This is a genomic window from Streptomyces sp. NPDC058864, assembly GCF_042742985.1.
Lineage (GTDB): Bacteria > Actinomycetota > Actinomycetes > Streptomycetales > Streptomycetaceae > Actinacidiphila.
In genome coordinates, this window is sequence record NZ_JBHYMQ010000014.1 from 72,370 (window position 1) to 93,486 (window position 21,117).

The 21,117-nt window shown below is 71.0% G+C and carries 18 protein-coding genes; 3 read left to right on the plus strand and 15 right to left on the minus strand.

Features of this window, described 5'->3' with window-relative positions; translation table 11 throughout:
* The first annotated feature begins 4 nt into the window (after positions 1-4).
* The 3 genes from zwf to pgl are packed head-to-tail and all read left to right on the plus strand — an operon-like array spanning position 5 to position 3,311.
* Positions 5-1,528, plus strand: coding sequence for a glucose-6-phosphate dehydrogenase (gene zwf, locus ACFW3D_RS13760; protein WP_500504313.1), 1,524 nt, complete (start codon positions 5-7; stop codon positions 1,526-1,528).
* The gene (opcA, locus tag ACFW3D_RS13765) at positions 1,525-2,532 is read left to right on the plus strand and encodes a glucose-6-phosphate dehydrogenase assembly protein OpcA (RefSeq protein WP_500504314.1); all 1,008 of its coding nucleotides are present in this window, start codon (positions 1,525-1,527) and stop codon (positions 2,530-2,532) included. The genes zwf and opcA overlap by 4 nt, the downstream gene beginning before the upstream one ends.
* Positions 2,529-3,311, plus strand: a complete 783-nt coding sequence (gene pgl, locus ACFW3D_RS13770; protein ID WP_500504315.1) for a 6-phosphogluconolactonase — start codon at positions 2,529-2,531, stop codon at positions 3,309-3,311. The genes opcA and pgl overlap by 4 nt, the downstream gene beginning before the upstream one ends.
* A gap of 92 nt (positions 3,312-3,403) precedes the next feature.
* On the opposite strand, the gene pgi is transcribed toward pgl, so the two are convergent.
* From pgi to uvrA, 15 genes are all read right to left on the minus strand, one after another.
* Positions 3,404-5,065 carry a glucose-6-phosphate isomerase gene (gene pgi / locus ACFW3D_RS13775; protein WP_500504316.1) on the minus strand — a complete coding sequence of 554 codons (1,662 nt, stop codon included), beginning with the start codon at positions 5,063-5,065 and terminating at the stop codon, positions 3,404-3,406.
* Positions 5,066-5,111: 46 nt separating this feature from the next.
* Positions 5,112-6,365: an MFS transporter gene (locus ACFW3D_RS13780; RefSeq protein WP_500504318.1), complete on the minus strand. Its 1,254-nt coding sequence runs from the start codon at positions 6,363-6,365 to the stop codon at positions 5,112-5,114.
* 78 nt (positions 6,366-6,443) lie between these two features.
* Positions 6,444-7,211 (minus strand): sugar isomerase domain-containing protein, encoded by a 768-nt coding sequence (locus tag ACFW3D_RS13785; RefSeq protein WP_500504319.1) that lies wholly within the window; start codon positions 7,209-7,211, stop codon positions 6,444-6,446.
* A 131-nt stretch (positions 7,212-7,342) separates the two neighbouring features.
* Positions 7,343-8,323: an N-acetylglucosamine kinase gene (locus ACFW3D_RS13790; protein WP_500504321.1), complete on the minus strand. Its 981-nt coding sequence runs from the start codon at positions 8,321-8,323 to the stop codon at positions 7,343-7,345.
* A 109-nt stretch (positions 8,324-8,432) separates the two neighbouring features.
* Positions 8,433-8,768, minus strand: a complete 336-nt coding sequence (locus ACFW3D_RS13795; RefSeq protein ID WP_361803309.1) for an RNA polymerase-binding protein RbpA — start codon at positions 8,766-8,768, stop codon at positions 8,433-8,435.
* A gap of 162 nt (positions 8,769-8,930) precedes the next feature.
* Positions 8,931-9,167, minus strand: coding sequence for a preprotein translocase subunit SecG (gene secG, locus ACFW3D_RS13800; protein ID WP_018557252.1), 237 nt, complete (start codon positions 9,165-9,167; stop codon positions 8,931-8,933).
* 118 nt (positions 9,168-9,285) lie between these two features.
* The gene (gene tpiA, locus ACFW3D_RS13805) at positions 9,286-10,062 is read right to left on the minus strand and encodes a triose-phosphate isomerase (protein ID WP_500504322.1); all 777 of its coding nucleotides are present in this window, start codon (positions 10,060-10,062) and stop codon (positions 9,286-9,288) included.
* Positions 10,063-10,065: 3 nt separating this feature from the next.
* Positions 10,066-11,277: a phosphoglycerate kinase gene (locus tag ACFW3D_RS13810; protein ID WP_500504323.1), complete on the minus strand. Its 1,212-nt coding sequence runs from the start codon at positions 11,275-11,277 to the stop codon at positions 10,066-10,068.
* A gap of 129 nt (positions 11,278-11,406) precedes the next feature.
* The gene (gene gap / locus ACFW3D_RS13815; RefSeq protein ID WP_500504325.1) at positions 11,407-12,411 is read right to left on the minus strand and encodes a type I glyceraldehyde-3-phosphate dehydrogenase; all 1,005 of its coding nucleotides are present in this window, start codon (positions 12,409-12,411) and stop codon (positions 11,407-11,409) included.
* Positions 12,412-12,584: 173 nt separating this feature from the next.
* Entirely contained in the window at positions 12,585-13,562 is a 978-nt protein-coding gene (whiA, locus tag ACFW3D_RS13820; RefSeq protein ID WP_319136625.1) for a DNA-binding protein WhiA, read from the minus strand.
* Positions 13,553-14,539, minus strand: coding sequence for a gluconeogenesis factor YvcK family protein (locus ACFW3D_RS13825; protein WP_500504326.1), 987 nt, complete (start codon positions 14,537-14,539; stop codon positions 13,553-13,555). Before ACFW3D_RS13825 ends, whiA begins: the two co-directional genes overlap by 10 nt.
* 17 nt (positions 14,540-14,556) lie before the next feature.
* Positions 14,557-15,480 carry an RNase adapter RapZ gene (gene rapZ, locus ACFW3D_RS13830; protein WP_499606123.1) on the minus strand — a complete coding sequence of 308 codons (924 nt, stop codon included), beginning with the start codon at positions 15,478-15,480 and terminating at the stop codon, positions 14,557-14,559.
* A complete protein-coding gene (uvrC, locus tag ACFW3D_RS13835; RefSeq protein ID WP_500504327.1) occupies positions 15,477-17,528 on the minus strand; it encodes an excinuclease ABC subunit UvrC in 2,052 nt (683 codons plus the stop codon). The genes rapZ and uvrC overlap by 4 nt, the downstream gene beginning before the upstream one ends.
* Positions 17,529-17,567: 39 nt before the next feature.
* Positions 17,568-17,987: a Rieske (2Fe-2S) protein gene (locus ACFW3D_RS13840; RefSeq protein WP_500504328.1), complete on the minus strand. Its 420-nt coding sequence runs from the start codon at positions 17,985-17,987 to the stop codon at positions 17,568-17,570.
* A gap of 74 nt (positions 17,988-18,061) precedes the next feature.
* The gene (uvrA, locus tag ACFW3D_RS13845; protein WP_500504330.1) at positions 18,062-20,989 is read right to left on the minus strand and encodes an excinuclease ABC subunit UvrA; all 2,928 of its coding nucleotides are present in this window, start codon (positions 20,987-20,989) and stop codon (positions 18,062-18,064) included.
* Between the last annotated feature and the right edge of the window lie 128 nt (positions 20,990-21,117).

Here is a 21,117-nt window from a genome sequence, read left to right on the forward strand (position 1 = left end):
CACGTTGAGCAGCGCCAACCCGCTGCGTGACGCATCGGACCGACGGCTCCCGCGCATCGCGGGGCCGTCGGGCCTGGTGATCTTCGGCGTCACGGGTGATTTGTCACGCAAAAAGCTGATGCCCGCCGTGTACGACCTCGCCAACCGCGGGCTGCTGCCGCCGGGCTTCTCGCTCGTCGGCTTCGCCCGTCGCGACTGGGCGGACGAGGACTTCGCGCAGGTCGTCCACGACTCCGTCAAGGAGCACGCGCGCACCCCCTTCCGTGAGGAGGTCTGGCAGCAGCTCTCCGAGGGGATGCGCTTCGTCCCCGGCGACTTCGGCGACGACCAGGCCTTCGAGAAGCTGCGCGCCACCGTCGACGAACTCGACAAGGCCCGCGGTACCGGCGGCAACTTCGCCTTCTACCTCTCGGTGCCGCCCAAGTTCTTCCCGAGCGTGGTCCAGCAGCTGAAGAAGCACGGGCTGTCCGACCCTCCCGAGGGCTCCTGGCGGCGTGCCGTCATCGAGAAGCCCTTCGGCCACGACCTGGCCAGTGCCCAGGAGCTCAACCAGGTCGTCCACCAGGTCTTCCGCTCCCAGGACGTCTTCCGCATCGACCACTACCTGGGCAAGGAGACGGTCCAGAACATCCTGGCGCTGCGCTTCGCCAACACGATGTTCGAGCCGCTGTGGAACCGCTCCTACGTCGACCACGTGCAGATCACGATGGCCGAGGACATCGGCATCGGCGGCCGCGCCGGCTACTACGACGGCATCGGCGCCGCACGCGACGTCATCCAGAACCACCTGCTGCAGCTGCTCGCGCTGACCGCTATGGAGGAGCCCGCCTCCTTCGAGGCCAAGTCGCTGGTGCAGGAGAAGCTGAAGGTGCTGCAGGCGGTCAAGCTGCCGGCCGACCTCGGCAGGCACACGGTGCGCGGCCAGTACGCGCACGGCTGGCAGGGCGGGGAGGAGGTGCTCGGCTACCTGGAGGAGGAGGGCATCGACGCCAAGTCCAAGACCGACACCTACGCCGCCATCAAACTGGCCATCGACAACCGCCGCTGGGCGGGCGTCCCGTTCTACCTCCGCGCCGGCAAGCGTCTGGGCCGCCGCGTCACCGAGATCGCGGTCGTCTTCCAGCGCGCCCCGCACTCCCCGTTCGACAACACGGCGACCGAGGAGCTGGGGCAGAACGCCCTGGTCATCCGGGTCCAGCCGGACGAGGGCGTGACGATCAGGTTCGGTTCCAAGGTGCCGGGCACCTCGATGGAGATCCGGGACGTGACGATGGACTTCGCCTACGGCGAGTCCTTCACCGAGTCCAGCCCGGAAGCCTACGAGCGGCTGATCCTGGACGTCCTGCTCGGCGACGCCAACCTCTTCCCCCGGCACCAGGAGGTCGAGGAGTCCTGGCGGATCCTGGACCCGATCGAGGAGTACTGGGACCGGCACGGCAAGCCCGAGCAGTACACCGCGGGCACCTGGGGTCCGAAGGCGGCGGACGAGATGCTCGCACGAGACGGCAGGAGCTGGCGCCGGCCATGAACATCGATCTGACCGAGACCACCTCAAGCAAGATCAACTCGGCGCTGATCAAGGCCCGCAGGGCCATCGGCAGCCCGGCGGTCGGCATGGTGCTCACCCTCGTCATCGTCACCGACGAGGGCAACCACTACGACGCCCTCAAGGCCGCCTCGGACGCCTCCCGCGAGCACCCCTCGCGCATCCTGGTCGTCATCAAGCGCCCCGGCCGCTCGCCGCGGGACCGGCGCAGCGCCCGCCTCGACGCCGAGGTGCGCGTCGGCGGCGAGTCCGGCACCGGAGAGACCGTCCTGCTCCGCCTGCACGGCGAACTCGCCGACCACGCCGAGAGCGTCGTGCTGCCGCTGCTGCTGCCCGACGCCCCCGTCGTGGTGTGGTGGCCCGAGGACGCCCCGGCGAACCCCGCCGAGGACCTGCTGGGCCAGCTCGCGGCTCGCCGGATCACCGACGCGGCGGCCACCGAGGACCCCGTCGCGGCACTCGGGCTGCGGGCCGAGACGTACACCCCCGGCGACACCGACCTCGCCTGGACCCGGATCACCCCGTGGCGCAGCGTGCTGGCCGCGGCCCTGGACCAGAAGCAGGCCGCGGTCAAGGGCGCCGTCGTCGAGGGCGAGGCGTACAACCCGAGCACGGAGCTGCTCGGGCTGTGGCTCGCCCGGCGGCTCGGCGTGCCCGTCAGGCGGAAGGTCTCCGACGGCCCCGGCATCACCGCCGTACGGCTGGCGACCGCGGACGGCGAGATCTGCCTGGACCGGCCGACCGGCTCGCTGGCCGAGCTGGCCATCCCCGGCCAGCCCGACCGGCACGTGGCGCTGCAGCGGCGGGCCACTTCGGACCTGATCGCCGAGGAGCTGCGCCGGCTCGACCCCGACGAGGCGTACGCCGCGGCGGTCAAGTTCGGCGTGGACCAGCTCGCGCGCGCCGAGGAGACCGCCGAGCCCGCCGGCGCGGCCGCGGGACCGGGCCAGGACGGCGGCTCCGGCGAGAAGGCGGCCGCCCGATGACCGCACCCCAGGTGGTGGTCCACCGGGACAAGGAGCTGATGGCGCAGGCCGCGGCGGCCAGGCTGATCACGAAGATCGTGGACGCCCAGGCCGCCCGCGGCTCCGCCTCGGTGGTGCTCACCGGCGGACGCAACGGCAACGCCCTGCTCGCCGCCCTGGCCGCCTCGCCGGCCAGGGACGCTGTGGACTGGGCGCGGCTCGACCTGTGGTGGGGCGACGAGCGTTTCCTGCCCTCGGGCGACCCGGAGCGCAACGAGACCCAGGCCCGTGAGGCGCTGCTCGACGCGGTTCCGGTCGACCCGGCTCGGGTGCACGCCATGCCGCCCTCGGACGGGCCGCTCGGCAACGACGCGGACGCCGCCGCCGAGGCCTACGCGCAGGAACTGGCGGCGGCGGCCGGTCCCGAGGACCACGGGCCGGTGCCCTCCTTCGACGTGCTGATGCTCGGCGTGGGGCCGGACACGCACGTGGCCTCGCTGTTCCCCGGGCACCCGGGGGTCCGCGAGACCGAGCGCACGGTCGTGGGCGTGCACGGCTCCCCCAAGCCACCGCCGACCCGGATCTCGCTCACCCTTCCCGCCATCCGTGCCGCCCGCGAGGTCTGGCTGCTGGCGGCGGGCGAGGACAAGGCGGGGGCCGTGGCCATCGCCCTTTCCGGGCCCGGTGAGATCCAGGCCCCGGCGGCCGGTGCCCACGGGCGGGCCCGCACGCTGTGGCTGCTGGACCGTACGGCCGCAGCGAAACTGCCCCCGCAGCTGTACCCGCCGTCCTCCCCGTGAGGCGGTGACCGGCGCCGGACGCCCCGTGCGCGAAGGCCGCAGGGCGGGCTCCTCGGAGCCCGCCCTGCGGCCTTTGGCGTGTGCCGTACGCCTCAGCGGCCGCGCAGCGACCGGTAGGTGGCCACGAGGGCCTTCGAGGAAGCGTCCAGGCCGGGGACGTCGGCGCCCTCGGTCAGGGCGGGCTCCACGCGCTTGGCGAGGACCTTGCCCAGCTCGACGCCCCACTGGTCGAAGGAGTCGATGTTCCAGACCGCGCCCTGCACGAAGACCTTGTGCTCGTACAGCGCCACCAGCTGGCCCAGCACGGACGGGGTCAGTTCCTTGGCGAGGACGGTCGTCGTCGGGTGGTTGCCGCGGAAGGTGCGGTGCGGGACCTGCTGCTCCGGGACGCCCTCTGCACGGACCTCCTCGCTGGTCTTGCCGAAGGCCAGCGCCTGCGTCTGGGCGAAGAAGTTCGCCATCAGCAGGTCGTGCTGGGCGGCGAAGGCCGGCTCCAGCTCGTCGACCGGGTTGGCGAAGCCGATGAAGTCCGCCGGGATGAACTTCGTGCCCTGGTGCAGCAACTGGTAGTAGGCGTGCTGCCCGTTGGTGCCGGGCGTCCCCCACACGACCGGGCCGGTCTGCCAGTCGACGGGCCGTCCCTCGCGGTCCACGTACTTGCCGTTGGACTCCATGTCGAGCTGCTGGAGGTAGGCCGTGAACTTCGACAGGTAGTGGCTGTACGGCAGGACCGCGTGCGCCTGGGCGTCGAAGAACTGGCCGTACCAGACGCCCAGCAGACCCATCAGCAGCGGCGCGTTGGCCTCCGCGGGGGCGGTGCGGAAGTGCTCGTCGACCAGGTGGAAGCCGGCCAGCATCTCCCGGAACTGCTCCTCGCCGATGGCGATCATCAGCGAGAGCCCGATCGCGGACGGGTACGAGTAGCGCCCGCCGACCCAGTCCCAGAACTCGAACATGTTGTCGGTGTCGATGCCGAACTTGGAGACCTCCGCGGCGTTCGTGGACACCGCCACGAAGTGGAAGCGCACCGCGTTCTGGTCGCCGCCGAGCCCGTCGAGCAGCCATTCGCGCGCCGAGGTGGCGTTGGTGATGGTCTCGATGGTGGTGAACGTCTTGGACGCGACGATGAACAGCGTCTCGGCGGGGTCCAGGCCCTGCAGCGCCTCGTGGAGGTCGGCGCCGTCCACGTTGGAGACGAAGCGGAACGTGAGCTCGCGGTCGGTGTACGGGCGCAGCACCTCGTAGGCCATCGCCGGGCCCAGGTCGGAACCCCCGATGCCGATGTTCACCACGTTCTTGATGCGGCGTCCGGTCGAGCCGACCCACTTGCCGGTACGGACGGAGTGGGCGAAGCTCCCCATCCGGGTGAGCACGTGGTGGACCCCGGGAACCACGTTGACGCCGTCGACCGTGATCTCGGCCGACTGCGGGGCGCGCAGCGCCGTGTGCAGCACGGCGCGGTCCTCGGTGACGTTGATCTTCTCGCCGCGGAACATCGCGTCCCGCAGCGCGGCGACCCCGGTGGCCGCCGCGAGGTCGCGCAGCAGACGCAGCGTCTCGTCGGTCACCAGGTGCTTGGAGTAGTCCAGATGGAGATCGCCGACCTGCACGGTGTAGCGCCGGGCGCGGTCCGGGTCGGCGTCGAACAGCTCCCGCAGGTGGGTCGCGCCCAGCTCCTCGCGGTGCTCGGCGAGCGCGTGCCACTCGGGCCGCTGGTCGAGACGGGTTCGGCCCTGCGTGTTGGTATCGGACATCAGTCCACTTCTCCTCGTCCTCCTGCTGCAGGTCCAAACTAGTTGATTACCTGGACGCCGTTGTTTCACGTCCGCCGTCTGGCGTGGTGACGATCGGGCGAAGAGCGGGCAACGCGCAGCCCACCAGACCGGCCGCCAGCAGCAGCGGGGTGTTGGGCCCGAGGATCTGCGCCACGGCGCCGCCCAGCAGGGCTCCCAGCGGAGCCCCCGCGACTCCCAGGGTGCGCATGGCCGCGCTCACCCGGCCCAGCAACTTCTCGGGCGTGCGCTGCTGCATCAGGGTGGTCTCGTTGACGTTCCACATCATGCCGAGGGCACCGAAGACGGCCAGCGCGGCCGCGGTCACCGCCAGGGAGCGCACGGTGCCGGCCAGGGCAAGGCAGCCGGCCTGAACAGCGAGCCCCGGTATGAGGCTCCTGACCCGACCGCCCAGCAGCGCCGAGAGCCGGCCGGCGGCCGCTCCTCCGGCCGCGCTGCCCACCCCGTACGCGAACAGCACGACGGCGTAACCCGCGTGCCCTGCGTGGAGCCAGCCGGTCACCTGGAGGACGAGGGTCGCCACCAGCGCCCCGATGCCCACGTTGACCACCGTGTTGGCCGTGCACAGGGCCCGCAGCACACGGTCCCGCCACAGCACCCGTATCCCCTCGGCGATGTCCTGCCGCAGGGTGTGGCCCGCCGCCCGCGCGGCCCGTTCGGGCGCGGGCAACCGCAGCGAGGCCACCAGCGAGGCCGCGACCGCATAGGTGAGGGCGTCCACCCAGAAGGGCAGCGCGGCCGTGAGCCCGAACAGCACGGGCACCAGGGGCGCGGCGAGGAAGGTCGCCGCCATGGTCTGAGCGGTCATCAGCCGGGCGTTGGCGCGGCCGAGGGCGTGGGAGGGTACGACCGCCGGCAGCAGCGAGGTCGCGGCGTTGTCGAAGAGGGTCTGCAGCGTGGTCAGGGCGAACGCCAGCACGAGCAACAGCGCGATGCCCGCCAGGTCCAGCCACACCGCGAGCGCGAAGGCGGCCGTGAGGGCACCCCGCACGGCGTCCACGGCCCACATCGCGCGCCGCTGGTCCACCCGGTCGGCCACCGTCCCGCCGAGCAGCCCGAAGAGGATCCAGGGCACGTAGCCCGCGGCGGTGACGAGCGAGACCAGCAGCGGGGAGTCGGTCAGGCCCACGGCGAGCAGCGGCAGCGCCGCCGCCCGCAGCCCGTCACCGAACCGCGAGACCGCCGCGGCCGTCCACAGCCGCCCGAACCCGCCCCGCCACCCGGGCGCGCGCTCTGTGCCGTACGCGATGCCGACGCTCATGGAAACCCCCGCTCACCGGTCCTCGACCTTCGTCACAGACCGTAGCGGGGGCCACTGACAACGCCGCGTACGCCCTGGTCAGAACCCTCCGCGGTGCAGTCGCTCGCCGTAGTGGCGCTCCAGGACCAGGTTGCGCTCGAAGCCGCCGGGGACGTTGGCCGAGACGTACACCGGTGCCTGGTGGCCCTCGGCGGTCATCAGGCCGACGGCCTCGGCGACGGTCATCTGGACGAGCATGGCCGAGGTGATCGTGGAGACCCCGCACAGCGACCCGCCGTCGGGCAGCGGGAGCAGGGCGTCACCGGTCGGCGCGCCGTTGTCCAGGACGACGTCGGCGAGGTCGGCCAGGTGCTTGCCGCTGGCGTGCAGCGCCGGGACGGACCGGGTGTGCTGCAGCGAGGTGAGGGCGATCAGCGGGTGGCCCGCTTCCTTCACATGGAGGGCGAAGTCGACGATCGAGTTGTTGACGCCGGAGTTGGAGATCACGACGAAGACGTCCCGCGGATGCGGGGCGGCCAGCTCGTACAGCCGCTTGCCGAGCCCCGGCGACCGCTCCAGCAGCGGGTCTGCGAGCACCGAGAGGTCCTCGCCGCCCCGGACCACCAGGTCCGACAGCCCGATGCGGTTGGTGGGGATCAGCCCTCCGGCGCGTCCGGCGATCTCCAGCGCCGTGGCCTGCGAGTGACCGGTCCCGAAGGCCTGGACGATGCCGTCCGCGGCGACGCAGTCGGCGAGCAGCCGGGCGGCGGCTGCCACGGAGTCCTTGTTGGCGGCGACCACGCGGTCGATGACCGTCCTCGCCTCGTCCGCGAAGCGTGCAGCGGTGGTCGTCACGTCGTCGGCCATGGCCGGTTCCCCCTGAGTCCAGTGATCCGGTGGGTGCTCCTCCGAAACGATGGACGAGAGGTCTAGTCCACGTCAATCCCCTCGCGGGGGTGCCCTGTCGGGGCCGTCCGAACCGTCCGGTTCGCTCCCGCTCAGTCCCCGTTCACCCGCAGCCGGGCCAGCGCCAGCGCGCCCGCGCCGCCGTCACGCACCGGCAGGACGTCAAGTTCCATCTCCTCGGCACGCGCGACGACCCGGCCGAGCAGCGGTCCCGTCGGTCCCAGCAAACCGCCGGTGACGACGAGGGGTTCACCCGGGCGCGGGTCGAGCGCGGCGACGGTGGCGGCGAGTTCGTCGGCGGCGTCGTCCAGCAGGGCCGCGGCGACCTCGTCGCCGTCCCGGTCGGCGGCGACGGCGAGCGGGCTCAACCGGGCAAGCCTGACCGGGGGTTCGGCGTACACCAGCGGCACCAGCCGGTTGCGCAGTACGTGGCACTCATGGCCGCCGGGGCGTTCCTGCGCGAGGTACGGCCCCCCGGGGGAGCCCATGTAGTGGGAGAGCACGGCCTCGACCAGGATCGTCCACGGCCCGCGCCCGTCCAGTGCGCGCAGGGCGGCCCGCATGACCTCGCGGCCCAGCCAGAATCCGCTTCCCTCGTCACCGACCAGCCAGCCGTTGCCGTCCGCGACGAGGGTCTGGTTGCGCTTCTCGATCCGCGCGGCCACCGCCCCGGTACCGGCGACCAGCGCCAGTCCGTCGGCGGGCGTGCCGGGCGCGGAGGCGAAGGCGACCTCGATGTCGCCGCAGACCGTCATGTCGGGCGTGCCGACGCCGTGACCGTCGAGCGCCGCGCGCAGACAGGAGGCGGCCAGTTCGTGCCCCGTCTCGGGGCCGGTGCCGAGCGCCGCGCCGGCGAAGCCGCCCACGACGGTCGCGACCTCGCCCCTGCGGTCCTCCGGGACCGCGCCGCGGATGGCGTCCGCGAGGTGCTGCGTCAGCGCCACGCGCTCGACGGTCATCGCGTTGCCGGGGCCGCCCTCACCCTCTCCGAGCACCACGCCGTCGGGCGCCGCCTCGGCCAGGTAGGCGCGCGTCCGGGTTCCGCCCGCATCGATGCCGATCACCAGAGACACGACACGGAGTATACGTTCCGGTTACGCACCGGAGGGACACGACGGGCCCGGTCCGCGAAAGAAGGGGCTTCCTCTCGCGCCGGGCCCGTGGAGCTTCAGGCGGTACGGCTCAGATCTCTCCGCGCAGCTTGGCCAGCGCCTCGGCGAGGATCGCCTCGCCGTCGGCCGCGCTGCGCCGCTCCCGCACGTACGCCAGGTGCGTCTTGTACGGCTCGGTCCGCGGCGGCGCCGGCGGGTTCTCCTCGTCCTGACCGGCCGGGAAGCCGCAGCGCGGGCAGTCCCAGGTCTCCGGGATCTGCGCGTCGCTCGCGAAACTCGGCCGGGTCTCGTGCCCGTTGGAGCACCAGAAGGAGATGCGGAGGCGCGGCGCGGACTCGCCCCGCTCGGCCTCTCCCATCGGCCCCGCCCCGACCCGACTACCACGGATCGCGTTGCCACTTGCCACGGTCGTAACTCCCTGCGTGATGGTGCTGCGAGGTCGCCCAGTTTACGGAGACCGGTTCACCCCCGCGCCTGCGGGGAAAGGGCACCGTATCCCATGACGCCCCCCCATGATAAGTCGCGCCGACGACGAGGCGTCAGTTCTCCCCGGAAGCGGGGGACTCGGTCACTTCTGGAACTTCAACAGAAGCCCGAGAGCGACAATGCAGGCAAACCACAGCAGACCGATCACAACCGTGATCCGGTCGAGGTTGCGCTCGGCCACCGAGGAACCGCCGACGGACGACTGCATGCCGCCGCCGAACATGTCGGACAGACCGCCACCCTTGCCCTTGTGCATCAGCACGAGCAGCAACAGCAGCAGGCTGAAGATGATGAGGGCGATGGAGAACCCGATGACCACAGCTGGACCAACTCTCTCGGTGACCTAGGACGACGCGGGGGCCGGGCCGCTGCTGCGCAGCGCTCCGACCCCCGACAGAGTACTTCGGGCAGGGCCCGACAGCCTACTGCCGCAGAACTTACTGGTCGCGGAAGCGGATGATCTTGACGAACTCCTCCGGGTCCAGCGCCGCACCGCCGACCAGGGCGCCGTCCACGTCCGGCTGCGCCATGATCGCCGCGATGTTGCCGGCCTTGACCGAGCCGCCGTACTGGATGCGGATCTTGTCGGCCACCTCCTGGCCGTACAGCTCGGCCAGCCGGCCACGGATCGCCCCGCAGACCTCCTGGGCGTCCTCGGGGGTGGCGACCTCGCCGGTGCCGATGGCCCACACCGGCTCGTAGGCGATGACCAGGGTGGCGGCCTGCTCGGCCGGGACGTCCTTCAGGGCGCCGTCGACCTGGGCGAGGGTGAAGGCCACCTGCTCGCCGGCCTTGCGGACGTCCAGGCCCTCGCCGACGCAGACGATCGGCGTCAGCTCGTGCCGGAACGCCGCCTTGACCTTGGCGTTCACCTGCTCGTCGGTCTCGTGGTGGTACTGCCGGCGCTCCGAGTGGCCGATGACCACGTACGAGCACTTCAGCTTGGCCAGCATCGGGCCGGAGATCTCGCCCGTGTAGGCGCCGGAGTCGTGCGCCGACAGGTCCTGGGCGCCGTACTTGATCTTCAGCTTGTCGGCCTCGATCAGGGTCTGCACACCCCGGAGGTCGGTGAAGGGCGGCACCACGACGGCCTCGACGGCGTCGAAGTCCTTGTCGTTGAGCGCGAAGGCGAGCTTCTGGACGTGGTGGATGGCCTCGAGGTGGTTGAGGTTCATCTTCCAGTTGCCCGCCATGATCGGCGTGCGCGAGGTCATCGGTCAGTCCTCCAGTGCGGCGAGGCCGGGGAGCGTCTTGCCCTCGAGGTACTCGAGGCTCGCGCCACCACCGGTCGAGATGTGGCCGAAAGCGTTCTCGTCGAAGCCCAGGATACGGACGGCCGCGGCGGAGTCGCCGCCGCCGACCACGGTGAAGGCCGAGCTGTCGATCAGGGCCTGGGCGATCGAGCGCGTGCCCTCGGCGTAGTCGGGGTGCTCGAAGACGCCCATCGGGCCGTTCCAGAAGACGGTGGCCGCGTCGGCGAGCTTCGAGGCGAAGAGCTTGCGGGACTCCGGACCGATGTCCAGGCCCTCCAGGTCGGCGGGGATCGCGTCGGCGCCGACGACCACCGGGTTGGTGTCGACCGGGTTCTTCAGGTCCGGGAAGTCCGGGGCGGCGACGACGTCCACGGGCAGCACAAACTCCACGCCCTTGGCCTTCGCGCGCTCCAGGTACTCCGTGACCGCGGGGACCTGGTCCTCCTGCAGCAGGCTCTTGCCCACCTCGTGGCCCTGGGCCTTGAGGAAGGTGTAGGCCATGCCGCCGCCGATCAGGATCCGGTCGGCACGCTCCAGCAGGTGGTTGATGACCCCCAGCTTGTCGGAGACCTTGGCGCCGCCCAGCACCACCGCGTACGGACGGGACACGTCCTCGGTGAGCTTCCTGAGCACGGCGACCTCGGTGGCGATCAGCAGGCCCGCGGCGTGCGGCAGCCGGGCCGGGAGGTCGTAGACCGAGGCGTGCTTGCGGTGCACCGCGCCGAAGCCGTCACCGACGTACAGCTCGGCCAGCTCGGCCAGCCGACCGGCGAAGGCGCCGCGCTCGGCGTCGTCCTTGCTGGTCTCGCCCGGGTTGAAGCGCAGGTTCTCCAGCAGCGCCACCGAGCCGTCGGTGAGGGCGTCCGCCGTCGCGCGGGCGCTCTCGCCGACCGTGTCGGTCGCGAAGGCCACCTGCGTGCCGAGGAGTTCGCCCAGGCGCGCCGCGACGGGGGCGAGCGAGAACTGCGGGTCGGGCGCGCCCTTGGGACGGCCCAGGTGGGAGGCGACGATCACCCGGGCGCCGGCCTCGGCCAGCTTGGCGATGGTCGGCACGACGGCACGGATGCGGCCGTCGTCGGTGATGGTGGTGCCGGACAGCGGCACGTTGAGGTCGGCGCGCACGAACACGCGCTTGCCGCCGACCCCCTCGTCGACGAGTTCGTCGATCGTCTTCATGGTGAAGGCTCCCCTGCCTTGGTCCTGACTGGTCGGATCACCCGTACCGCCACGTCATGGGACAGGGCCCGGACGACGGCACGTCGTTCGGACCCTGTCCTCATCGCATGACGGGCGATCGAGCGGGTGTCAGAGCTGGCCGCCGACGAACACGGTCAGGTCGACGAGACGGTTGGAGTAGCCCCACTCGTTGTCGTACCAGCCGATGACCTTGACCTGCTTGCCCTGCGCCATGGTCAGCGAGGAGTCGAAGGTGCAGGAGGCCGGCCAGTTGACGATGTCCGAGGAGACGATCGGGTCCTCGGTGTACTCCAGGATGCCCTTGAGCTGGCCCTCGGCGGCCTTCTGGAACGCGGCGTTGACCTCGTCCTTGGTGACCTCGCGCTCGAGCTCGATGACCAGGTCGGTCACGGAGCCGGTCGGGACCGGGACGCGCATGGCGATGCCGTCCAGCTTGCCCTTCAGCTGCGGCAGGACCAGGGCGGTGGCCTTGGCGGCACCCGTCGAGGTCGGGATGATGTTCTCCGCGGCGGCACGGGCGCGGCGCAGGTCCTTGTGCGGGAAGTCCAGGATGCGCTGGTCGTTGGTGTACGCGTGCACGGTGGTCATCAGACCCTTGACGATGCCGAAGTTCTCGTCGAGGACCTTGGCCATCGGCGCCACACAGTTGGTGGTGCAGGACGCGTTCGAGATGATGTTGTGCTTCGCCGGGTCGTACTTCTCGTTGTTGACGCCCATCACGATGGTGATGTCCTCGTCGGAGGCGGGCGCCGAGATGATGACCTTCTTGGCGCCGCCGTCCAGGTGCTTCTTGGCGTCGGCGGCCTTGGTGAAGATGCCGGTGGACTCGATCACGATGTCGACGCCGAGCTCGCCCCACGGGATGTCGGCGGGGTTGCGCTCGGACAGCACCTTGATGGTGCGGCCGTCGACGGTGATGGAGTCGGCGGTGTGCGAAACCTCGGCCTTGAGGCGGCCGAGGATCGTGTCGTACTTGAGCAGGTGGGCGGTGGTGGCCGTGTCACCCAGGTCGTTGACAGCCACGATCTCGATGTCCGCACCCTGGTCCAGGGCGGCACGGAAGAAGTTGCGACCGATGCGACCGAAGCCGTTGATGCCTACGCGGATCGTCACGAACCGATCTCCTCGCTGGTGTGCCGGAAGCCATTTCGCTCCGGCTGCGACGTATTGGGATGTCCCCGACCAAGGACGACCCTACCTCCCCGGGCACCCGGCGGTGACATCGGCGCCACGGGTGCCCGCCGTACGGACCGGTAACCGGACGGGGCGGGCGGGCCGCGCCGGGCTCAGCCCACCATCTCCTCGGTCAGGTTGGACTCGGTGCCCGGGATGCCGAGGTCCGAGGCGCGCTTGTCGGCCATCGCCAGCAGGCGGCGGATCCGACCCGCCACCGCGTCCTTGGTGAGCGGCGGTTCGGCGAGCGAGCCCAGTTCCTCCAGCGAGGCCTGCTTGTGGTCCATGCGCAGCCGGCCGGCCGCCGCGAGGTGCTCGGGCACGTCGTCGCCGAGGATCTCCAGCGCCCGCTGCACGCGCGCGCCCGCGGCGACCGCGGCGCGGGCCGAGCGGCGCAGGTTGGCGTCGTCGAAGTTGGCGAGCCGGTTGGCCGTGGCGCGCACCTCGCGCCGCATCCGCCGCTCCTCCCACGCCAGCACCGACTCGTGCGCGCCGAGCCGCGTCAACAGCGCGCCGATGGCGTCACCGTCACGGACGACCACCCGGTCCACGTTCCGCACCTCGCGCGCCTTGGCGGCGATCTGCAGCCGGCGGGCCGCACCGACCAGGGCGAGGGCCGCCTCGGGGCCGGGGCAGGTGACCTCCAGCGACGAGGAACGGCCCGGTTCGGTGAGGGAGCCGTGGGCCAGGAACGCCCCGCGCCAGGCCGCCTCGGCATCGCAAGTGGCCCCCGACACGACCTGCGGGGGCAGGCCCCGGATGGGGCGGCCGCGGCCGTCCACCAGCCCGGTCTGGCGGGCCAGCTGGTCACCGCCGGCGACCACCCGCACCACGTACCGGCTGCCGCGGCGAAGCCCGCCGGGCGCCATGACCACCAGGTCCGAGGAGTGCCCGAAGATCTCCAGGATGTCCTTGCGCAGCCTGCGCGCGGCGATGCCGGTGTCCAGTTCCGCCTCGATCACGATGCGTCCGCTGACCAGGTGCAGTCCGCCCGCGAACCTCAGGATCGCCGAGACCTCCGCCTTGCGGCAGCAGGTCCGGGTGACGGGAAGCCGGGAGATCTCGTCCTTCACCGCTGCCGTCATCGCCATGGGCCGATCCTTCCATGCATACGAAAAATCCGGTCGAACGCGGCCGCCAGCAGTTCCGGATCGTGCCGCGGCCCGTCGGGGGCGGCGACCCGGGCCAGCTCCACCGTGCCCGACAAACGCTCGGCTGCCTGTATGAGGCTGTCGCGGTCGAGTACGGCGGCCTCGTCGGCCAGCACCACGTCGATGGTGAGTTTAGGGGCGTGTCGGGCCAAAACCTCCAAGTGACGCTGCGGAGAAAAGCCCTCGGTCTCACCCGGTTGCGGCGCGAGGTTGAGCGCGAGCACTTTGCGGGCCCTGGTCTCCATGAGCGCGGACACCAGATCGGGCACCAGCAGATGGGGCATCACGGAGGAAAACCAGGAGCCGGGGCCGAGCACCACCCAGTCCGCGTCGAGCACGGACTTCACCGCCTCGGGGACGGCCGGCGGGTCGTGCGGCACCAGTTGCACCTCCTGCACCTCACCGGGGGTGAGGGCGACGGTGGCCTGGCCGTGCACGGTCGTGACCTCGTCCGGCGCCTCCGGGTCGTGACCGCGCACCGTGGCGGTGAGTTCCAGCGGCACCGCCGACATGGGCAGCACCCTGCCGTGGGCGCCGAGCAGCCGGCCCACCCACTCCAGGGCGGCCACGGGGTCGCCGAGTTGCTCCCACAACGCCACGATCAGCAGGTTGCCCACGGCGTGGCCGTGCAGTTCGCCCTGGCTGACGAAGCGGTGCTGGACGACCTGGGACCAGGTCCTGCCCCATTCGTCGTCGCCGCACAGCGCGGCCAGCGCCTTGCGGAGGTCGCCGGGCGGCAGCACCCCCATCTCCTGGCGCAGACGGCCACTGGAACCGCCGTCGTCGGCGACCGTGACCACCGCGGTCAGGTCCTGGGTGATACGGCGCAGGGCGGAGAGGGAGGCGGACAGCCCGTGCCCGCCTCCCAATGCCACCACTTTGGGTGTGACCCCGCTGCGCCCTGCCGACCGGCGCAAGCGCCGAGTCGTCCTGATCACTCGCGCCCCATGTCCCGGTGGACGACCACCGTCTCCACCCCGTCGGCGGACAGGCGCGCGGCCAGGCGCTCGGACATGGCGACGCTGCGGTGCTTGCCACCGGTGCAGCCGACCGCGATGGTCACGTAGCGCTTGCCCTCACGGCGGTAGCCGGCGTTGACGATGTGCAGCAGCTCGGCGTAGCGGTCCAGGAACTCCTTGGCGCCGGGCTGGTTGAACACGTAGGTGGCGACCTCGTCGTTGAGACCGGTGTACGGCCGCAGCTCCGGCACCCAGTGCGGGTTGGGCAGGAAGCGGCAGTCCGCGACCAGGTCGGCGTCCACGGGGAGGCCGTACTTGAAGCCGAAGGACATGACGGTGGCCCGCAGCTCCGGCTCCTCCTCCCCGGCGAACTGCGCGTCCATCTTGGCCCGCAGCTCGTGGACGTTGAGGCTGGAGGTGTCGATCACCAGGTCGGCGTCGCCGCGCAGCTCGCTCAGCAGCTCCCGCTCCTTGGCGATCCCGTCGACGATGCGTCCGTCACCCTGCAGCGGGTGCGGGCGGCGCACCGACTCGAAGCGGCGGACCAGCGTCTCGTCGGAGGCCTCCAGGAAGAGCACCCGGCGCTTGACGCCCTTGGAGTCCAGGTCCGCGAGGGACTCTCGGAGGTTGTCGAAGAAGCGCCGGCCGCGGACGTCCACGACCACCGCGATGCGTGCCACGTTGCCCTGGGAGCGGGCGCCGAGGTCGACCATGGTGGGGATCAGGGCCGGCGGCAGGTTGTCCACGACGAACCAGCCGAGGTCCTCCAGGCACTTGGCCGCGTGACTGCGCCCGGCACCGGACATGCCCGAGATGATCACGAGTTCGGGGATGGCCTCGGCGGCCTCGCCCGCTCCTCCGGTCGTCACCTGTTCTCCGCCTCCGTCGTTCGCGTTCATGAGTCGTGTCCCCGTTCCGTGGGCACGGTCACCGGACCGACCGTCCCCTCTTCCTCAATGATCTCTCCTGTGGCCGTGTTCACCGCCGGTCCGGCGGGGGCGGCCGCGGCCAGCGCGACGAGCACGGCCTCGGCGGTGCGCCGCCCGACGCCGGGGACCTCGCAGATCTGCTCTACCGTCGCCGCCCGCAGCCGCTTGAGCGAGCCGAAGTGCTTCAGCAGCGCCTGGCGGCGGCTCTCGCCGAGTCCCGGCACCGCGTCCAGGGCACCGGCCTTCATCGACTTGGAACGCTTGTTGCGCTGGTAGGCGATGGCGAAGCGGTGCGCCTCGTCGCGGACCCGCTGCAGCAGGTACAGCCCCTCGCTGGTGCGCGGCAGGATGACCGGGTCGTCATCGCCGGGCAGCCAGACCTCCTCCAGGCGCTTGGCCAGGCCGCACACGGCCACGTCCTCCACGCCGAGCTCCTCCAGGGCCCGCTGGGCCGCGGCGACCTGCGGCTGCCCGCCGTCGACGACGACCAGTTGCGGCGGGTAGGCGAACTTGCGCGGCCTGCCCGTGTCCGGGTCGATGGGTCCGCCGGCCACCTCGCCGCCGCTCCCCTCGCCGCCGTCACCGTCCCCGTCGCCGTCGACCCACTCGCCGGTCTTCTGCTTCTCGAGCAGGTAGCGGCGGAAGCGCCGGGAGACCACCTCGTGCATCGACCGGACGTCGTCCTGGCCGGCGAAGCCCTTGATCTGGAAGCGGCGGTACTCGCTCTTGCGGGCCAGCCCGTCCTCGAAGACCACCATCGAGGCGACGACGTCGTCGCCCTGGAGGTGGGAGATGTCGAAGCACTCGATGCGCAGCGGCGCCGAGTCCAGGTCGAGCGCCTCGGCGATCTCCTCCAGCGCGCGGGAGCGCGTGGTGAGGTCGGAGGCGCGCCTGGTCTTGTGCAGCGCAAGCGCCTGCAGGGCGTTGCGCTGCACGGTGGCCATCAGGTCCTTCTTGTCGCCGCGCTGCGGTATCCGCAGGCTCACCTGGGAGCCGCGGCGCTCGGTGAGCCACTGCTGGACCGGCTCGTACGGGTCGGGCAGCGCGGGCACCAGCACCTCCTTCGGCACCCCTTCGCCCCGCTCCTCGCCGTACAGCTGCTGCAGGGCGTGCTCAACCAGCTCGGCCGTGCCGACCTCCTCGACCCGGTCGGTGACCCAGCCGCGCTGGCCGCGCACCCGGCCGCCGCGGACGTGGAAGATCTGGACGGCGGCCTCCAGCTCGTCCTCGGCGACGGCGATCAGGTCGGCGTCGGTGGCGTCGGCGAGGACGACCGCGTTCTTCTCCATGGCGCGCTTGAGCGCCTCGATGTCGTCGCGGAGCCGGGCCGCCTTCTCGTACTCCATCGCGGCGGCGGCGTCCCTCATCTGCTGCTCCAGGCGGCGCAGGTAGGTGCCGGTGCGGCCGGCCATGAAGTCGCAGAACTCCTCGGCCAGTTCGCGGTGCTCCTCGGCGCTGACCCGGCCGACGCAGGGGGCCGAGCACTTGCCGATGTAACCGAGCAGACAGGGGCGGCCGATCTGCGTGGAGCGCTTGAACACCCCGGAGGAGCAGGTGCGCACGGGGAAGACCCGCAGCAGCAGGTCCACCGTCTCGCGGATCGCCCAGGCGTGCGCGTAGGGGCCGAAGTAGCGCACGCCCTTTCGCTTGGGGCCGCGCATCACCTGGACGCGGGGGAAATCCTCGTTCAGGGTGACGGCGAGCGAGGGGTAGCTCTTGTCGTCCCGGTACTTCACGTTGAAGCGCGGGTCGAACTCCTTGATCCAGGAGTACTCCAGCTGCAGTGCCTCGACCTCGGTGGCCACCACCGTCCATTCCACGGAGGCGGCGGTGGTGACCATCGTGCGGGTGCGCTGGTGCAGGTTCGCGAGGTCCTGGAAGTACGAGGAGAGCCGCTGGCGCAGGCTCTTCGCCTTCCCGACGTAGATCACCCGGCCGTGCTGGTCCCGGAACTTGTACACCCCGGGAGAGTCCGGAATCTGTCCCGGCTTGGGGCGGTAGCTGGAGGGATCGGCCATGCCACCACCCTACTGACTGGAGGTGACATTCCCGCCGTCTCAGGCCCCGGTCACGGCCACCAGCTTGCCGTCCTTGACCTGGACGTCGACCTTGGCCAACGGCTTGGTCGCGGGGCCGTTGCGGACGGCGCCGGTGGCGGCGTCGAAGACGCTGCCGTGGCAGGGGCAGGACAGGGCGGTGCCCTCGACCTTGTCGCAGGTGCAGCCCTGGTGGGTGCAGACGGCGCTGAAGGCCTGGTAGCTGCCCTGCGTGGGCTGCGCGACGACGATCCTGGCCTCGCGGTAGAGCTTGGCGCCGCCGACCGGGACCTCGGTGGCCGCGCCCAGCTCGACGGGACCGTCGGAGACCGTCGTGCCGGAACCACCGCAAGCGGTGAGGGCGACCCCGGCGACGCCGGCGAGGGCCGCGCCCTTCAGGAGGGTACGGCGGCAGGGGGGCGGGGCGGTGGTGTCGGCCATGTGGGACTCCGCTTCGGCACGTAAGGAAAGAGCTTGAAAGCTGTACCTTACGTGCCGAAACTCTGAGCCCGCTGTCAGGCCTTCGCCGCCGCCCTCTTCCGCGGGGCGGCCCGCTTCTTGACCGGGGCGGGCGGGGCGTCGGAGATCCGCTCGGCGCCCAGGATGTCCCTCAGGAACTTGCCGGTGTGGCTCGCGCCCACGCCCGCGACCTGCTCGGGGGTCCCCTCGGCGATCACCAGGCCACCGCCGCTGCCGCCCTCGGGGCCCATGTCGATGACCCAGTCGGCCGTCTTGATCACATCGAGGTTGTGCTCGATGACGATCACGGTGTTGCCCTTCTCGACCAGCCCGGAGAGCACCTTGATCAGCTTGCTGATGTCCTCGAAGTGCAGACCCGTGGTGGGCTCGTCCAGCACGTAGACCGTGCGGCCCGTGGAGCGCTTCTGCAGCTCGGAGGCGAGCTTCACACGCTGCGCCTCACCGCCGGACAGGGTCGTGGCGGACTGGCCCAGCCGGACGTAGCCCAGTCCGACCTCGGTGAGGGTGCGCAGGTGCCGGGCGATCGTCGGGACGGCCTCGAAGAAGTCCAGCGCCTCGGAGATCGGCATGTCCAGGACCTCGGCGATGGACTTGCCCTTGTAGTGGACCTCCAGGGTCTCCCGGTTGTACCGGGCACCGTGGCAGACCTCGCACGGCACGTAGACGTCCGGGAGGAAGTTCATCTCGATCTTGATGGTGCCGTCGCCGGAGCAGTTCTCGCAGCGGCCGCCCTTGACGTTGAAGGAGAAGCGGCCCGGCAGGTAGCCGCGCACCTTCGCCTCCATCGTCTCCGCGAAGAGCCTGCGGACGTGGTCGAAGACACCCGTGTACGTGGCCGGGTTGGACCGCGGGGTGCGGCCGATCGGCGACTGGTCGACGTGGACCACCTTGTCGACCAGGTCGTCCCCGTCCACCCGGGTGTGCCGGCCCGGGACACCCCGGGCGCCGTTCAGCTCACGGGCCAGGTGGGTGTAGAGGATGTCGTTGACCAGGGTGGACTTGCCGGAGCCGGAGACCCCGGTGACCGCCGTGAAGACCCCCAGCGGGAAGGACACGTCGATGTCCCGCAGGTTGTTCTCCCGGGCGCCGTGCACCGTCAGCCGGCGCTCCCCGTTGACCGGGCGGCGCATGTCCGGGATCGGGATCTGGCGCTTGCCCGCGAGGTACTGGCCGGTCAGCGATTCCTTGTTGCGCAGCAGCTCCTTGAGCGAACCGCTGTGCACCACCTTGCCGCCGTGCTCACCCGCACCCGGGCCGATGTCCACCACCCAGTCGGAGGTCTTGATGGTGTCCTCGTCGTGCTCCACCACGATCAGGGTGTTGCCGAGGTCGCGCAGCCGCACCAGGGTCTCGATGAGCCGGTGGTTGTCGCGCTGGTGGAGGCCGATCGACGGCTCGTCCAGCACGTAGAGCACGCCCACCAGGCCCGAGCCGATCTGCGTGGCCAGCCGGATGCGCTGGGCCTCGCCGCCGGAGAGGGTGCCGGCCGCGCGGTTGAGCGAGAGGTAGTCCAGGCCGACGTCGACCAGGAAGCGCAGCCGCTCGTTGACCTCCTTGAGCACCCGCTCGGCGATGGTCTTCTCGCGCGCGCTCAGCTTCATGCCGCGCAGGAACTCCGCGCAGTCGCTGATGGACATCGCGGCGACCTCGGCGATGGACTTCTCCTGGACGGTGACCGCCAGCACGATCGGCTTCAGGCGGGTGCCCTCACAGGTGGGGCAGGGCACCTCGCGCATGTACCCCTCGAAGCGCTCACGGCTGGAGTCGCTCTCGGACTCCGCGTGCCGGCGCCGGACGAACGGGATCGCGCCCTCGAAGGAGGTGGTGTAGGAGCGCTCACGCCCGTAGCGGTTGCGGTAGCGCACCGCGATCTGCGTCTTGTGGCCGTTGAGCAGGGCCTTCTTCGCGCGCTGCGGCAGCCCTGCCCAGGGGATGTCGGTGCGGAAGCCCAGTTCGTCGGCGAGCGCGCCGATCAGGCGCTGGAAGTAGTCCCGGGTGTGGCCGAGCGACCAGGGGGCGATGGCACCCTCGTCGAGGGACTTGTCCTCGTCGGGGATGACGAGCTCCGGGTCGACCTCCATGCGGGTGCCGATGCCGGTGCACTCCGGGCACGCGCCGAAGGGCGAGTTGAAGGAGAAGGAGCGCGGCTCCAGCTCCTCGAAGGACAGGTCGTCGTACGGGCAGTAGAGGTGCTCGGAGAACATCCGCTCGCGCTGCGGGTCGTCCTCGGGGAGGTCGACGAAGTCCAGGATCACCATGCCGCCGGAGAGGCCCAGGGCGGTCTCGACCGAGTCGGTCAGCCGGCGCTTGGCGCTCTCCTTGACGGTGAGGCGGTCGATGACCACCTCGATGGTGTGCTTCTCCTGCTTCTTCAGCTTCGGCGGGTCGGTCAGCTGGACGGTCGCGCCGTCCACCCGGGCCCGGCTGTAGCCCTTGGTCTGCAGGTCCGAGAAGAGGTCGGCGAACTCGCCCTTGCGCTCGCGCACCAGCGGCGAGAGCACCTGGAAGCGGGAACCCTCCTCCAGCTCCAGCACCCGGTCCACGATCGCCTGGGGCGACTGCCGGGAGATCGGCCGGCTGCACTCGGGGCAGTGCGGCTTGCCGATGCGGGCGAAGAGCAGGCGGAGGTAGTCGTAGACCTCGGTAATCGTGCCGACCGTCGAGCGCGGGTTGCGCGAGGTGGACTTCTGGTCGATCGAGACCGCGGGCGACAGGCCCTCGATGAAGTCGACGTCCGGCTTGTCCATCTGGCCGAGGAACTGCCGCGCGTAGGAGGAGAGCGACTCCACGTAGCGACGCTGGCCCTCGGCGAAGATCGTGTCGAACGCCAAGGAGGACTTACCCGACCCCGAGAGGCCGGTGAACACGATGAGCGAATCCCGTGGCAGGTCGAGCGAGACGTTCTTCAGATTGTGCTCGCGAGCGCCACGGACGGTGAGACGATCGGCCACGCCAGTGCGCACCTTTCAAAAGGCAGACAAGGGGACAGCACCCCCAGACAGCCTAAACGGGGCGCCGACGAGTTTTCTTCCGGTTGCGATCCACAGCGAGCCTATAGCACGCACATTCGATTTCCGGCATCGGTGCGGCA